The 11888-nt window shown below is 70.6% G+C and carries 13 protein-coding genes and 2 pseudogenes; 8 read left to right on the forward strand and 7 right to left on the reverse strand.

The window, feature by feature from the left end:
* Nucleotides 1-397 (forward strand): annotated as a pseudogene (locus tag ASF20_RS24785) (methyl-accepting chemotaxis protein); the annotation flags it as partial.
* Nucleotides 398-469: 72 nt separating this feature from the next.
* Here ASF20_RS24785 and ureG read toward each other — a convergent pair.
* The 6 genes from ureG to ASF20_RS01830 are packed head-to-tail and all read right to left on the reverse strand — an operon-like array spanning nt 470 to nt 5238.
* On the reverse strand, nt 470-1099 hold the full coding sequence (ureG, locus tag ASF20_RS01805; RefSeq protein WP_056270203.1) for an urease accessory protein UreG: 630 nt from the start codon (nt 1097-1099) through the stop codon (nt 470-472).
* 23 nt (nt 1100-1122) lie between these two features.
* A complete protein-coding gene (locus ASF20_RS01810) occupies nt 1123-1797 on the reverse strand; it encodes an urease accessory UreF family protein (protein WP_056216666.1) in 675 nt (224 codons plus the stop codon).
* Nucleotides 1790-2299 carry an urease accessory protein UreE gene (locus ASF20_RS01815; RefSeq protein WP_056216668.1) on the reverse strand — a complete coding sequence of 170 codons (510 nt, stop codon included), beginning with the start codon at nt 2297-2299 and terminating at the stop codon, nt 1790-1792. The genes ASF20_RS01810 and ASF20_RS01815 overlap by 8 nt, the downstream gene beginning before the upstream one ends.
* A 50-nt stretch (nt 2300-2349) precedes the next feature.
* Complete coding sequence (locus tag ASF20_RS01820; RefSeq protein ID WP_056270209.1) at nt 2350-2832, reverse strand: DUF29 domain-containing protein; 483 nt, start codon at nt 2830-2832, stop codon at nt 2350-2352.
* A gap of 53 nt (nt 2833-2885) precedes the next feature.
* Entirely contained in the window at nt 2886-4613 is a 1728-nt protein-coding gene (gene ureC / locus ASF20_RS01825) for an urease subunit alpha (protein ID WP_056216672.1), read from the reverse strand.
* A gap of 4 nt (nt 4614-4617) precedes the next feature.
* Nucleotides 4618-5238, reverse strand: coding sequence for an urease subunit gamma (locus ASF20_RS01830; RefSeq protein ID WP_056216674.1), 621 nt, complete (start codon nt 5236-5238; stop codon nt 4618-4620).
* 208 nt (nt 5239-5446) lie between these two features.
* Here ASF20_RS01830 and puuE point away from each other — a divergent pair.
* The 7 genes and pseudogenes from puuE to ASF20_RS01865 all read left to right on the forward strand — a co-directional run.
* A pseudogene (puuE, locus tag ASF20_RS01835) lies at nt 5447-6340 on the forward strand (allantoinase PuuE); the annotation flags it as partial.
* 87 nt (nt 6341-6427) lie between these two features.
* Nucleotides 6428-7093, forward strand: coding sequence for an HTH-type transcriptional regulator RutR (gene rutR / locus ASF20_RS01840; protein ID WP_056216678.1), 666 nt, complete (start codon nt 6428-6430; stop codon nt 7091-7093).
* Between the two features lie 253 nt (nt 7094-7346).
* Entirely contained in the window at nt 7347-8480 is a 1134-nt protein-coding gene (gene rutA / locus ASF20_RS01845; RefSeq protein ID WP_056216680.1) for a pyrimidine utilization protein A, read from the forward strand.
* A complete protein-coding gene (gene rutB, locus ASF20_RS01850) occupies nt 8480-9232 on the forward strand; it encodes a pyrimidine utilization protein B (protein WP_056270214.1) in 753 nt (250 codons plus the stop codon). Before rutA ends, rutB begins: the two co-directional genes overlap by 1 nt.
* 127 nt (nt 9233-9359) lie before the next feature.
* Entirely contained in the window at nt 9360-9749 is a 390-nt protein-coding gene (rutC, locus tag ASF20_RS01855) for a pyrimidine utilization protein C (protein ID WP_056216684.1), read from the forward strand.
* A 6-nt stretch (nt 9750-9755) separates the two neighbouring features.
* Nucleotides 9756-10535, forward strand: coding sequence for a pyrimidine utilization protein D (gene rutD / locus ASF20_RS01860; RefSeq protein WP_056270216.1), 780 nt, complete (start codon nt 9756-9758; stop codon nt 10533-10535).
* A 95-nt stretch (nt 10536-10630) separates the two neighbouring features.
* Nucleotides 10631-11110 (forward strand): flavin reductase, encoded by a 480-nt coding sequence (locus ASF20_RS01865; RefSeq protein WP_056216721.1) that lies wholly within the window; start codon nt 10631-10633, stop codon nt 11108-11110.
* 164 nt (nt 11111-11274) lie between these two features.
* Here ASF20_RS01865 and ASF20_RS01870 read toward each other — a convergent pair whose 3' ends face one another.
* Nucleotides 11275-11526, reverse strand: a complete 252-nt coding sequence (locus ASF20_RS01870) for a hypothetical protein (RefSeq protein ID WP_056270218.1) — start codon at nt 11524-11526, stop codon at nt 11275-11277.
* Nucleotides 11527-11888 lie beyond the last annotated feature (362 nt).

Raw genomic sequence — 11888 nt, forward strand, 5'->3', positions numbered from 1 at the left:
GGTGGCCGCCGAGGTCAAGGAGCTGGCCAACCAGACGGCGCGGGCCACGCAGGAGATCGGCGAGCACATCAGCCAGATCCAGGGCTCGACGGGCCAGGCGGTGGCGGCCATCGACGGGATCGCGGCGCGCATCCGCGAGATCAGCGGTGTCGCCACCTCGATCGCGGCGGCGGTGGAGGAGCAGGGGGCGGCCACCCAGGAGATCGTGCGCAACGTGGCGCAGGCGGCGATGGGGACGGGGGCGGTGACGACCAACATCGCGGGCGTGGCGGGCGCGGCCGAAGAGACCGGCGCGGCCGCCGCCCAGGTGCTGGGCGCCGCCTCCGAGCTCTCGCGCCAGTCCGAGCACCTCAGCGCCGAGGTCCAGCGCTTCCTGGCCACCGTGCGCGCCGCCTGAGCGGCGACGCGAACGATCGGATGAAAAAGGGCCCGGAGCGATCCGGGCCCTTCTCGGTGTCAGGCTCAGCAGCTAGCTCAGGCCGCCCGCCTCCACCACGAAGCGCGCGATGGCGTCCGCCCCGTGGCCGTCGCGGAGCGACGAGAACACGTAGGGCCGGGCGCCGCGCATGCGCTTGGTGTCGGATTCCATGATGCCGAGATCGGCGCCCACCAGGGGCGCGAGGTCGGTCTTGTTGACGATGAGGAGGTCCGAGCGGGTGATGCCGGGGCCGCCCTTGCGGGGGATCTTCTCGCCGCCCGCCACGTCGATGACGTAGAGGGTCAGGTCTGCGAGCTCCGGCGAGAAGGTGGCCGCAAGGTTGTCGCCGCCGGACTCGATCAGGATGAGGTCGAGCTTCGGGAAGCGCCGGCGCATCTCCGCCACCGCCGCGAGGTTGATCGAGGCGTCCTCGCGGATCGCCGTGTGCGGGCACCCCCCCGTCTCGACGCCCATGATCCGCTCCTCCGGCAGGGCGCCGGCCACGGTGAGGAGGCGGGCATCCTCCTTCGTATAGATGTCGTTGGTGATCGCGCAGATCTCGTAGGTATCGCGAAAACGCTTGCAGAGCTGCTCCATCAGGGCGGTCTTGCCGGAGCCGACGGGGCCACCGATGCCGACGCGGAGCGGGCCGTTGAGAGCGGAGCCGTTGACGGAGTTCATGACACGATCCTCAAGAGGGGGCCTCAGGAGCGGAAGATCCGGGAATACTGGGTCTCGTGCCGGAACGAGCCGAGGTCGAGGTTCAGGGTGGCGCTACCGAGATCGTCGAGCGAGAGGGCCGGAATCGTGGCGGCGAGCGCCGTCACCCGCGGTGTCAGGGCGGCGATGATCCGGGTGCCCGCGCTCTGGCCGATGGGCGCGCAGCGCAGGGCCGCCGAGACGAGGTTCTGCAGGAAGGCGAGACCGAAGCCGGCGAGCACCGGGACCAACGCCATGCGGTGGGCCCCGGCCGCGAGCCCGACGGCCACCGGGTAGGCGACCGCACCGGTCAGGCCCGCGGCGAGCCGGTCGAGGCCGGGCGTGCCCCAGGCCGCCACGGTGGCGTCGAGGAAACTGCGGCCCTGCTGGCTCGTCTCCAGGTGCAGCTCTCGCGATGGGGCGAGGGCCAGGGCGAGGTCGTTGACCTCGCTGAGCCCGGCGGCGTCGTCCGCGCGCGCCGCCGCATGGGCGTGCGCCGCCAGGATCAGGTCGTTGCGGCCCGAGCCGTGTTCGAGCACGTCGGCGAGCCAGGCCGTCAGCGAGGCCTCGTCGCCGACCTCACCGCTCTCCACCGCGCCCTCGAGCCCGTGCGAGTAGGCATAGGCCCCCACCGGGTAGCCCGGCGACAGCCACGCCATCAGGCGCAGGGCCTCAATCATGGTCGTGCGGATGGTCGTGGTGATGGCCGTCGTGGTGATGGGAGTGGCCGTGATGGGGGTGGACTGCGCCCGCGCCCGCATAGGCGCCGCCCTCCGGCCGGAACGGGCGTTCCACCGGCTCGGCGCTGCCGCCTAAGCCCCGCACCATCTCGGCGAGCACGTGGTCGAAACCGATATAGACGGCGTCGGCGCCGATCTCGGCGGGGATGTGCCGGTTGCCGATGTGCCAGATCAGGCGCTTGAGGGCGTGGTCGTCGGGGGCCCGGATCTCCAGCAGCGGCTCCGGCGCGGCCTCGACCCAGACCAGCCGCCCGTCCTGCAGCACCAGGGCGTCGCCGTCGTCGAGGACGGTGGGCTCCGGCAGGTCGAGCAGGAAGCGCAGCCCGCCCGCGCTGCGCATCGCCACGCGCCGGCGGTGCCGGTCGCCGTGGTCGAGAACGATGCGGTCGACGATCTCGCCGGCGAGCGCGTCGCGACGCAGGACTTTCGTGGCGCGGATCATGGGGCGTGGGACGATGCGGTGCGGGGGGATCACGGGAGCGGCGGGTTTCATCAGGTGAAGCGGGGCTCGATGGGGCCGGGATAGAAGTCATCGTCCCGGATCTGCGCCAGGGTGTAAGGGCACGGCGACGGAAAGGTCTGTTCCGCCAGCCCGGCCTCGCTCGCCGCGCGGACGCGCCCGAGCTGATAGGCCTTGCTCAGGACCGTCTCCGGCCAAGCCCGGAGACTCGGGCTGACCTCGAGGAGCCCCTCGATCTGAAGGCGCTGTTCGACGATCGAAGCACGCCAGCAGTATTTCCGCTGTTCCGGTTGAAGCTCCCACTTCAGCAGGTGCTGCAACAGCACGGCGAGCCGAGCCCGGATCTCGGATTTCTGCGATCCGCCCAAGCTCTCGATCTCCTCGGCGATGTGGTGCCAGTCGATGTCCTGCCGTCGCCCCGCCCGCAGCAGGGCGGCCTGATCCTGCGTCCACGAATAGAGGTCAGTCTCGTAGAGTTCGTGCCCCTGGGATGGGCTGAGGGCAGCCTTGGACATGGAAAGCTCCGCGGGCGTCGGCCGCATCCTACCGCAAAACGGAACGCATCGCCTCAAAACAGGAAGTACCGCTGCGCCATCGGCAGGACGTCGGCGGGCTCGCAGACCAGCAATTCGCCGTCGGCGCGGACGTCGTAGGTCTCGGGGTCGACCTCGATGTCGGGGGTGGCGTCGTTGAGGATCATGCTCTTCTTCGAGATGCCGCCGCGCACGTTCTCGACGGCGACGAGGCGCTTCTGCACGCCGAGCCGGTCGCCGAGCCCGTCCTCGATCGCCGCCTTCGACACGAACGTCAGGGCGGTGGCGAAGGGCACCCGGCCGTAAGCCCCGAACATCGGTCGGTAATGCACCGGCTGCGGCGTCGGGATCGAGGCGTTGGGGTCGCCCATCGGGGCGGTGGCGATGGCGCCGCCCTTGATGACGAGATCGGGCTTCACCCCGAAGAAGGCCGGATTCCACAGGACGAGGTCGGCGAGCTTGCCCGGCTCCACCGAGCCGATATGGGCCGAGACGCCGTGCGCGATGGCGGGGTTGATGGTGTACTTGGCCACGTAGCGGCGGGCGCGCAGGTTGTCGTTGCCGGAGGTGTCCCCGGGCAGGGCGCCGCGCTGGCGCTTCATCTTGTCGGCCGTCTGCCAGGTGCGGATGACGACCTCGCCGACCCGGCCCATGGCCTGGCTGTCCGACGACATCATCGAGAGGGCGCCGATGTCGTGCAGGATGTCCTCGGCCGCGATGGTCTCGCGGCGGATGCGGCTCTCCGCGAAGGCCAGATCCTCGGGGATCGCCGGGTCGAGGTGATGGCACACCATCAGCATGTCGAGATGCTCGTCGATGGTGTTTTTCGTATAGGGGCGCGTCGGATTGGTGGAGGAGGGCAGCACGTTGGCGAGCCCCGCCACCTTGATGATGTCCGGTGCGTGGCCGCCGCCCGCCCCCTCGGTGTGGAAAGCGTGGATGGTCCGCCCCGCGAAGGCCCGGATCGTGTCCTCGACGAAGCCGGATTCGTTGAGGGTGTCGGAGTGGATCATCACCTGCACGTCGTGGAGGTCGGCGACCGTGAGGCAGGTGTCGATGGCCGCGGGGGTGGTGCCCCAGTCCTCGTGGAGCTTGAGGGCGCAGGCGCCGGCGCGGATCATCTCCACCAGGCTCTCGGGCCGGGCGGCGTTGCCCTTGCCCGCGAAGGCGAGGTTCATCGGGAAGGCATCCGCCGCCTCGATCATCCGGGCGAGGTGCCAGGGGCCGGGGGTGCAGGTGGTGGCGAAGGTGCCGTGCGCCGGCCCGGTGCCGCCGCCGAGCATGGTGGTGATGCCCGAGCACAGGGCCTCGTCGATCTGCTGCGGGCAGATGTAGTGGATGTGACTGTCGAACCCGCCGGCCGTGAGGATCTTGCCTTCTCCGGCGATCACTTCGGTGCCGGGGCCGACCACGATGTCCACGCCGGGCTGGATGTCCGGGTTGCCGGCCTTGCCGAGCCTGGCGATCCGGCCCTTCACGAGGCCGACGTCGCACTTCACCACGCCCCAATGGTCGAGGACCACCGCGTTGGTGATGACGGTGTCGACGGCGCCGTCCTGGTTGGTGACCTGGGATTGCCCCATGCCGTCGCGGATGACCTTGCCGCCGCCGAACTTCACCTCCTCGCCGTAGGTGGTGTGGTCCCGCTCCACCTCGATCACCAGCGACGTGTCGGCGAGGCGGATGCGGTCGCCGGTGGTGGGGCCGAACATGTCGGCATAGGCGGCCCGGGGCAGGGCGGCGCGGGGGGGCATGTTGGCCATGGCGTCAGAGCGCTCCCATCACGTCGCCGCGGAAGCCGTACACGGTGCGGCCTCCACCGAGCGGCACCAGCACCACCTCCCGGGTCACGCCGGGCTCGAAGCGCACCGCCGTGCCGGGGGCGATGTCGAGGCGCTGGCCGCGCGCCGCCGCGCGGTCGAAGGTCAGGCCGGGATTGACCTCGTAGAAGTGGTAATGCGAGCCGACCTGGATCGGCCGGTCGCCGACGTTGGACACCGTCACGACCGTGCGGGGCAGATCGGCGTTGAAGACGATCTCGCCGGGCTGCGTGGTCACGGTGCCGGGCACCTCCGCCGAGGCCGCGCCCCGGATCGGGTGGTGCACGGTGACGAGCTTGGTCCCGTCCGGGAAGGTCGCCTCGACCTGGATGTCGTGGATCATCTCGGGGATGCCGTCCATGCACTGCTCGGCGGTGAGCACGTGCCCGCCGGCCTGCATCAGCTCCGAGACCGAGCGCCCGTCCCGGGCGCCCTCGACCACGAAGTCGCTGATCAGCGCCACCGCCTCCGGGTAGTTCAGCTTCACGCCGCGGCCGAGCCGGTTGCGGGCCACCTGCGCGGCCATGGCGAGGAGGAGCTTGTCCTTTTCGCGTGGGGTCAGGAGCACGGGGACCTCGGAGGTTGGGCGCGGACGTCTCGGGCCCGGGAAGGCAAGGACCGTGCGCGGCGGAACCGCGCGCCGGGAACGCGGCGCGCATGGATGCATCCCTGGACAGCGAGCGCAAGCGGGCCGCGGCCCGCCCTCCGGTTGACAGGATGCGGGTCCCCGGCCGAACAGCGGGGGCGATCCTTCTCTCCGTCCCGAGGGCCGGCCGTTGACCTATCCCCGCGACCTCGTCGGCTACGGCCGCACCCCGCCGCACCCGCATTGGCCCGACGGCGCGCGCATCGCGGTGCAGATCGTGCTGAACTACGAGGAGGGGGGCGAGAACTGCATCCTGCACGGGGATGCGGCCTCCGAGGCCTTCCTGTCGGAGATCGTCGGGGCGCAGCCCTGGCCGGGCCAGCGCCACATGAGCCTGGAATCCCTGTTCGAGTACGGCTCGCGGGCCGGGTTCTGGCGCCTCTGGCGGCTGTTCCAATCGCGAAAAATTCCCGTCACCGCCTTCGCGGTCGCCACCGCGCTCGCCCGCCACCCGGACGTCGCCGCGGCGATGCGGGAGGCCGACTGGGAGATCGCCTGCCACGGCCTCAAGTGGATCGACTACCGCGACTTCACCCGCGCCGAGGAGAAGGCGCACATGGAGGAGGCGATCCGCATCCACACCGAGATCACGGGCGCCCGCCCGCGCGGCTGGTACACCGGGCGCTCCTCGCCCCACACCCTCGACCTCGGGATCGAGGCCGGGATGACCTATCTGGCCGATTCCTACGCCGACGACCTGCCGTACTGGATCGACGAGCCCAGCGGCCGGGGCCTGGTGGTGCCCTACACGCTGGACGCCAACGACATGAAATGCGCGGCGATCCAGGGCTTCAACACGGGCGACCACCTCTTCACCTACCTGCGCGACACCTTCGACGCGCTCTACGCCGAGGGGGCGGAGGCACCCAAGATGATGTCGGTGGGCCTGCATTGCCGGCTCGTCGGCCGGCCCGGGCGGATCGGCGCCCTGGTCCGCTTCCTCGACCACATCGCCGCCCACGACCGGGTCTGGATCGCCCGGCGCATCGACATCGCCGAGCACTGGATGCGGACGCACCCGCCCGCCTGAGGGCGGCGCGCCGCAATAGCGCGGGACATGCCGGCTCGCCCCCCTTGCCAGGCGCCGCCGCCGCGGGCTTCGATGCGGGCCATGACAGAGACCAGCCCGGACGCCGCCGTCGCCCCCCCGCCCGCGCGCCGGCGCCGCAAGGACGGCGAGGCGCGCCGCGTGATGATCCTCGATGCGGGGCTCGCCCTGTTTTCGAGCGTCGGGCTGCACGGCGCCAGCGTCGAGGGCATCGCCGAGCGGGCCGGCCTCTCGAAGACCAACCTGCTCTACTACTTCCCCTCCAAGGAGGCGCTCTACGTCGCGGTCCTGCGCCGGGTGCTCGCGGTCTGGCTCGATCCGCTCCAGGCCTTCGACGCCGACAGCGAGCCGGCCGAGGCCTTCCGGCACTACATCCGCGCCAAGCTGACCCTGTCGCGCGACGCGCCCCAGGCCTCGCGCCTGTTCTGCCTGGAGATCGTGCAGGGGGCACCGCTGCTGCGGCCGGAGCTGGAAGGCCCCTTGCGCGACCTCGTCGAGGCCAAGGCCACCGTCATCCGGAGCTGGAGCGCGCAGGGACGGATCGGCCCACACGACCCCCATCACCTGATCTTCTCGATCTGGGCGATCACCCAGCACTATGCCGACTTCGCCGTGCAGGTGGATGCCGTCACCGGGCGCAGCCTTGACGATCCGGCCTTCTTCGAAGCGGTCGTCGGCAGCACGCAGGAGCTGATCCTGGCCGGCCTCGGCCTGAATCCGAGACCATAGGGGGCGGAATCCGCCGCCGATCTGGGCAGGAAGCGCTCAACCGCTGGGCAAACCGAAGAGACTTTATGCAACCGCCGGAAAAACGCCGAATGGAGTTTGACCATTTGGTCTGAATAGAGTTGGATCGTCGGTGCCGGGGGTGATTCCAGTCTCCCGTCCGGTCCCGACAGGCCCTCGTCTTGCTTTGTCCAGTCCGTGCCTGTTGCGAAGTCTTGTCCTTCAGCCGGGTCCTGCCCGTGCGAGCGAGGTTGCCATGAACGTCGGCGTCTTCATCCCGATCGGAAACAACGGCTGGCTCCTGTCGGAGAACGCGCCGCAGTACAAGCCGAGCTTCGAGCTGAACAAGCAGATCGTGCTCAAGGCCGAGGGCTACGGCCTCGACTTCGCGCTGTCGATGATCAAGCTGCGGGGCTTCGGCGGCAAGACCGAGTTCTGGGACCACAACCTTGAATCCTTCACCCTGATGGCGGGCCTGGCGGCCGTCACCAGCCGGATCAAGCTGTTCGCCACGGCCGCCACCCTGTGCATGCCCCCCGCCATCACGGCCCGCATGGCCGCGACCATCGACTCGATCTCGAACGGGCGCTTCGGCCTCAACCTCGTCACCGGCTGGCAGCGGCCGGAATACGCGCAGATGGGCCTGTGGCCCGGGGACGAATACTTCTCCCGCCGGTACGAGTACCTCTCGGAATACGCACAGGTGCTGCGCGACCTGTGGGAGACGGGGGTCTGCGACCGCAAGGGCGAATTCTTCCAGATGGACGATTGCCGCCTGAGCCCGCGCCCGCAGGCCGCGATGAAGATCATCTGCGCCGGCCAGTCCAGCGCCGGCATGGCGTTCACGGCGAAGTACGCCGACTACAATTTCTGCTTCGGCAAGGGCGTGAACACGCCCACGGCCTTCGCCCCCACGGTGGCGCGGCTGGAGGAGGCCAAGGCCACGATGGGGATGGCCGCCACAGGCCGCGACGTCTCCTCCTACGTGCTGTTCATGGTCATCGCCGACGAGACCGACGAGGCCGCCCGCGCCACCTGGGAGCACTACAAGGCCGGCGCCGACCAGGAGGCCATCGCCTGGCTCGGGGTCCAGGGGGCCGCCGACACCAAGTCCGGCACCGACACCAACGTGCGCCAGATGGCGGACCCGACCTCCGCGGTGAACATCAACATGGGCACGCTGGTCGGCTCCTACGCCGAGGTGGCGCGGATGCTCGACGAGGTCGCCACCGTGCCGGGCACCGAGGGCGTGCTCCTCGTGTTCGACGACTTCCTCAAGGGGCTCGACGCCTACGGCACCCGCATCCAGCCCCTAATGAAGAGCCGCGCCCACATCGCGGACGACGCCCCCGCCGCAGGGGACGCAGAGACCATGGTCAAGGTGGCGTGATGGACCAGAGCGCAAGACCGGCCGGCTACACCGACGCAGAGGGGCGCCAGGGCGGCATCACCCTGGCGGCCCGGCCCGAACCCATCGCCTTCGACGGATCCGCCACCGCGCTCATCGTCGTCGACATGCAGAACGCCTACACCAGCCCGGGCGGCTACCTCGATCTCGCCGGCTTCGACGTCTCGGGCACCGGACCGGTGGTGGCGCAGATCGCCCGCGCGGTGACGGCGGCGCGGTCCGCCGGGATCCGGATCGTCTGGTTCCAGAACGGCTGGGACCCGGACTACGTCGAGGCCGGCGGACCGGGTTCGCCGAACTGGCACAAGTCCAACGCCCTCAAGACCATGCGGGCCCAGCCGGGCATGAACGAACGCCTGCTGGCCAAGGGAACCTGGGACTACGCCCTGGTCGACGCCCTCCGGCCCGAGCCCGGCGACATCGTACTGGGCAAGCCGCGCTACAGCGGCTTCTACAACACCCAGCTCGACAGCCTGCTGCGCGCGGCCGGCATCCGCACCCTGATCTTCACCGGCATCGCCACCAACGTCTGCGTGGAATCGACCCTGCGCGACGGCTTCTTCCTCGAATATTTCGGCATCGTGCTGGCCGACGCCACCCACCAGGCCGGCCCGCCGGCCCTGCAGGCGGGGGCGCTCGCCAACATCGAGACCTTCTTCGGCTGGGTCTCGGACGTCGCCGCCTTCGAGGCGGCCGTCGCACCGGACCTTGATCGCACGGAGGCCGCCGCATAGGGCCGCCGGCGCGAAGCCGGACCCCGTGCCGGACCGCGTTCCCCCTCCCCACGCGGGCAGGAAGACACGTCGGCGCCTCCTGCGCGGAGTCGCCCCGATTCAGATATCCCCCGAGGAGCCCCCGAAGATGCCCAAGACCGCGATCATCCCGCCCGGCACCGGCAAGCCGCTGGCCCCCTACGTTCCCGGCACCCTGGCGGACGGCGTCCTCTACGTCTCGGGCACGCTGCCCCTCGATGCCGAGGCCAACGTCGTGCACGTGGGCGACGCCGCCGCCCAGACCCGGCACGTGCTGGAGACGATCAAGGGCGTGGTCGCCGCCGCCGGGGGCAGCATGGACGACGTCACCTTCAACCACGTCTTCCTCAAGGACTGGGCCGACTACGCTGCCATCAACGGGGTCTATGCCGAGTACTTCCCCGGCGAGAAGCCGGCGCGCTACTGCATCCAGTGCGGCCTGGTGAAGCCCGACGCCCTGGTGGAGATCGCCTCGGTGGCGCATGTGGGCGGGGCCTGAGGCGGCATGGCCGGATCGCTCCACCATACCGTCCACGGCATCGGCGACCGCACGGTCCTGCTCTCGCCGGGCCTCGGCGGCTCGGCCGCCTACTTCGCGCCGCAGATGGCGGCGCTGACCCAGCGGTTCCGCGTCATCACCTACGACCATCGCGGCACCGGCCGCTCGGGCGGGAGCCTGGAGCCCGGCCACGACATCGCCGCCATGGCCCGGGACGCCCTCGCGGTGATGGAAGCCTGCGGGGTCGAACGCTGCGACGTCGTCGGCCACGCCCTCGGCGGCCTGATCGGCCTCGAACTCGCCCGGACCGCCCCGGAGCGCGTTGGTCGCCTCGCCGTGGTCAACGGCTGGGCGCGGGCGGATTCCGCCACGAAGCGCTGTTTTGCTGCCCGGAAGGTGCTGTTGGCCGAGAGCCCCGAGGCCTATGTCCGCGCTCAGGCGATCTTCCTCTACCCGGCGGAATGGCTGTCCCGGAACGCGGCCCGGGTGGCCGAGGACGAGGCGCACGCCCTGGCGCAGTTCCCCGGGCGCGAGACCGTCCTGGCCCGGATCGCCGCCCTCGAGGCCTTCGACCTGACGGCGGATCTCCCGCACATCCCGCACGAGACGCTGGTGATGGCGGCGGACGACGACGTCCTGGTGCCCTATCTGTGTTCGGAAGACCTTGCGCGCGGCCTGCCGAACGCGCAGCTCGACCGGGTCCCCAGCGGCGGCCACGCGCACAGCGTCACCCGCGCCGACGCCTTCAACCGGACGCTCGTGGCGTTCCTCGACCGACAGGAGTGATCACCGTGAGCCAGACGAGGCCGAGCGACGCGGCGCACCCATCATCCGTCGAGGCCGACACCCTTCCCGTCGAGGCCGACGCCTTCCGCGGCGCCATGGCGCGCGTGGCCGGCGCGGTCCATCTCGTCACCACCGACGGGACGGGCGGCCGGGCCGGTTTCACCGCCTCGGCGGTGTGCAGCGTGAGCGACGGGCCGCCGACGCTGCTGGTTTGCATCAACCGGTCGTCCTCGGCCTACGCGGCCGTGAGCGCCAACGACGTACTCTGCGTCAACACCCTGGCGGCGGAGCAATCCGAGATCGCGGCGGCCTTCGGCGGGCGCACCCCGATGGAGACGCGCTTCGCCGCGGCCACCTGGACCACCCTGGTGACCGGAGCGCCGGCCCTCCCCGGGGCGCTCTCCGCCTTCGATTGCCGCATCGTCGGGCGTCACGCGGTCGGCACCCACGACGTGCTCTATTGCGAGGTGGTGGGCCTGGCCGAACCCGGCGACGGGCACGGTCTCGTCTACGCCGATCGACGCTATCACACCGTGCCGCTCGGCGTCGTGGCCCCGCGCGAAGCGGCGGCCTGAACGCCATCCGCCCCGGACCCCTCCGGAAACGGGGGCTCCCGGAACGACGACGGCCGGCGCCCCCGCCTGGGAACACCGGCCGTCGTCGGGATCGGACCGCGCAGGCTTGCCCGCGAGATCGCGTGCCGCTCGGCATCCCGAAGGCGGCGGATCGGACCCGGGACTTACCAGCGGTCGGTGCGGGGGACGCGCACCGAACCGGTGGTGAGGTCACCGGTGAGGTGCCGCTGCGCGACGGGCTGGCCATGGCTCCGGCGCAACGCGTTCAGGTTGTTGGCGGCGGCCCGCCCTTCGAGACCAGCGGGCGCCACGGCTGCCGGGATGCCGGCAGGCGCGGTGTAGCTCTGGGCGAGGGCTCCGGACGCGGACAGGCCCAGGGCGATGGCGAGGGCGGCGGTGAGGTGACGATGGCGCATGGCAGGGATCCTTGATCGGAACACGTCTCGCAAAGACGCGAGGGGGCGTGTTCGAGTTCCTGCAATCTGTGCGCGTATGCCACCGAAAACAACACGGACTGCTCGATGCGCGTGCATCAAGGATGAGCAAAGCGGCATGCGGTCCGGCGCCCATCCCCCAATGGAAGCACCGGAAAGCTTCGGAATCCTCAGTGATTTCTATGCCTTGGGGGGAGACCGCCCGTCTTTTCGGCAACGCGGCTGCCTTGGCACGATTCTGGACGCCGTGTGCGGATCGGCACGCCGACGGCCGGATTTTCGGGATGCGGGTTGTGGCGCGCCGGCCCGCCCGGAGGCGGAATCGCCGTGATCCGATCCGTCCG

The sequence above is a fragment of the Methylobacterium sp. Leaf88 genome (genome assembly GCF_001422795.1).
In the GTDB taxonomy this organism is placed as follows: domain Bacteria; phylum Pseudomonadota; class Alphaproteobacteria; order Rhizobiales; family Beijerinckiaceae; genus Methylobacterium.

Excerpts from the sequence above, each read along its gene's own strand:
- ureG (WP_056270203.1), bottom strand. The coding sequence starts at position 1,099 with ATGAACTCCGTCAACGGCTCCGCTCTCAACGGCCCGCTCCGCGTCGGC.
- ASF20_RS01810 (WP_056216666.1), bottom strand. The coding sequence starts at position 1,797 with ATGATTGAGGCCCTGCGCCTGATGGCGTGGCTGTCGCCGGGCTACCCG.
- ASF20_RS01815 (WP_056216668.1), bottom strand. The coding sequence starts at position 2,299 with ATGATCCGCGCCACGAAAGTCCTGCGTCGCGACGCGCTCGCCGGCGAG.
- ASF20_RS01820 (WP_056270209.1), bottom strand. The coding sequence starts at position 2,832 with ATGTCCAAGGCTGCCCTCAGCCCATCCCAGGGGCACGAACTCTACGAG.
- ureC (WP_056216672.1), bottom strand. The coding sequence starts at position 4,613 with ATGGCCAACATGCCCCCCCGCGCCGCCCTGCCCCGGGCCGCCTATGCC.
- rutR (WP_056216678.1), top strand. The coding sequence starts at position 6,428 with ATGACAGAGACCAGCCCGGACGCCGCCGTCGCCCCCCCGCCCGCGCGC.
- rutA (WP_056216680.1), top strand. The coding sequence starts at position 7,347 with ATGAACGTCGGCGTCTTCATCCCGATCGGAAACAACGGCTGGCTCCTG.
- rutB (WP_056270214.1), top strand. The coding sequence starts at position 8,480 with ATGGACCAGAGCGCAAGACCGGCCGGCTACACCGACGCAGAGGGGCGC.
- rutC (WP_056216684.1), top strand. The coding sequence starts at position 9,360 with ATGCCCAAGACCGCGATCATCCCGCCCGGCACCGGCAAGCCGCTGGCC.
- rutD (WP_056270216.1), top strand. The coding sequence starts at position 9,756 with ATGGCCGGATCGCTCCACCATACCGTCCACGGCATCGGCGACCGCACG.
- ASF20_RS01865 (WP_056216721.1), top strand. The coding sequence starts at position 10,631 with ATGGCGCGCGTGGCCGGCGCGGTCCATCTCGTCACCACCGACGGGACG.
- ASF20_RS01870 (WP_056270218.1), bottom strand. The coding sequence starts at position 11,526 with ATGCGCCATCGTCACCTCACCGCCGCCCTCGCCATCGCCCTGGGCCTG.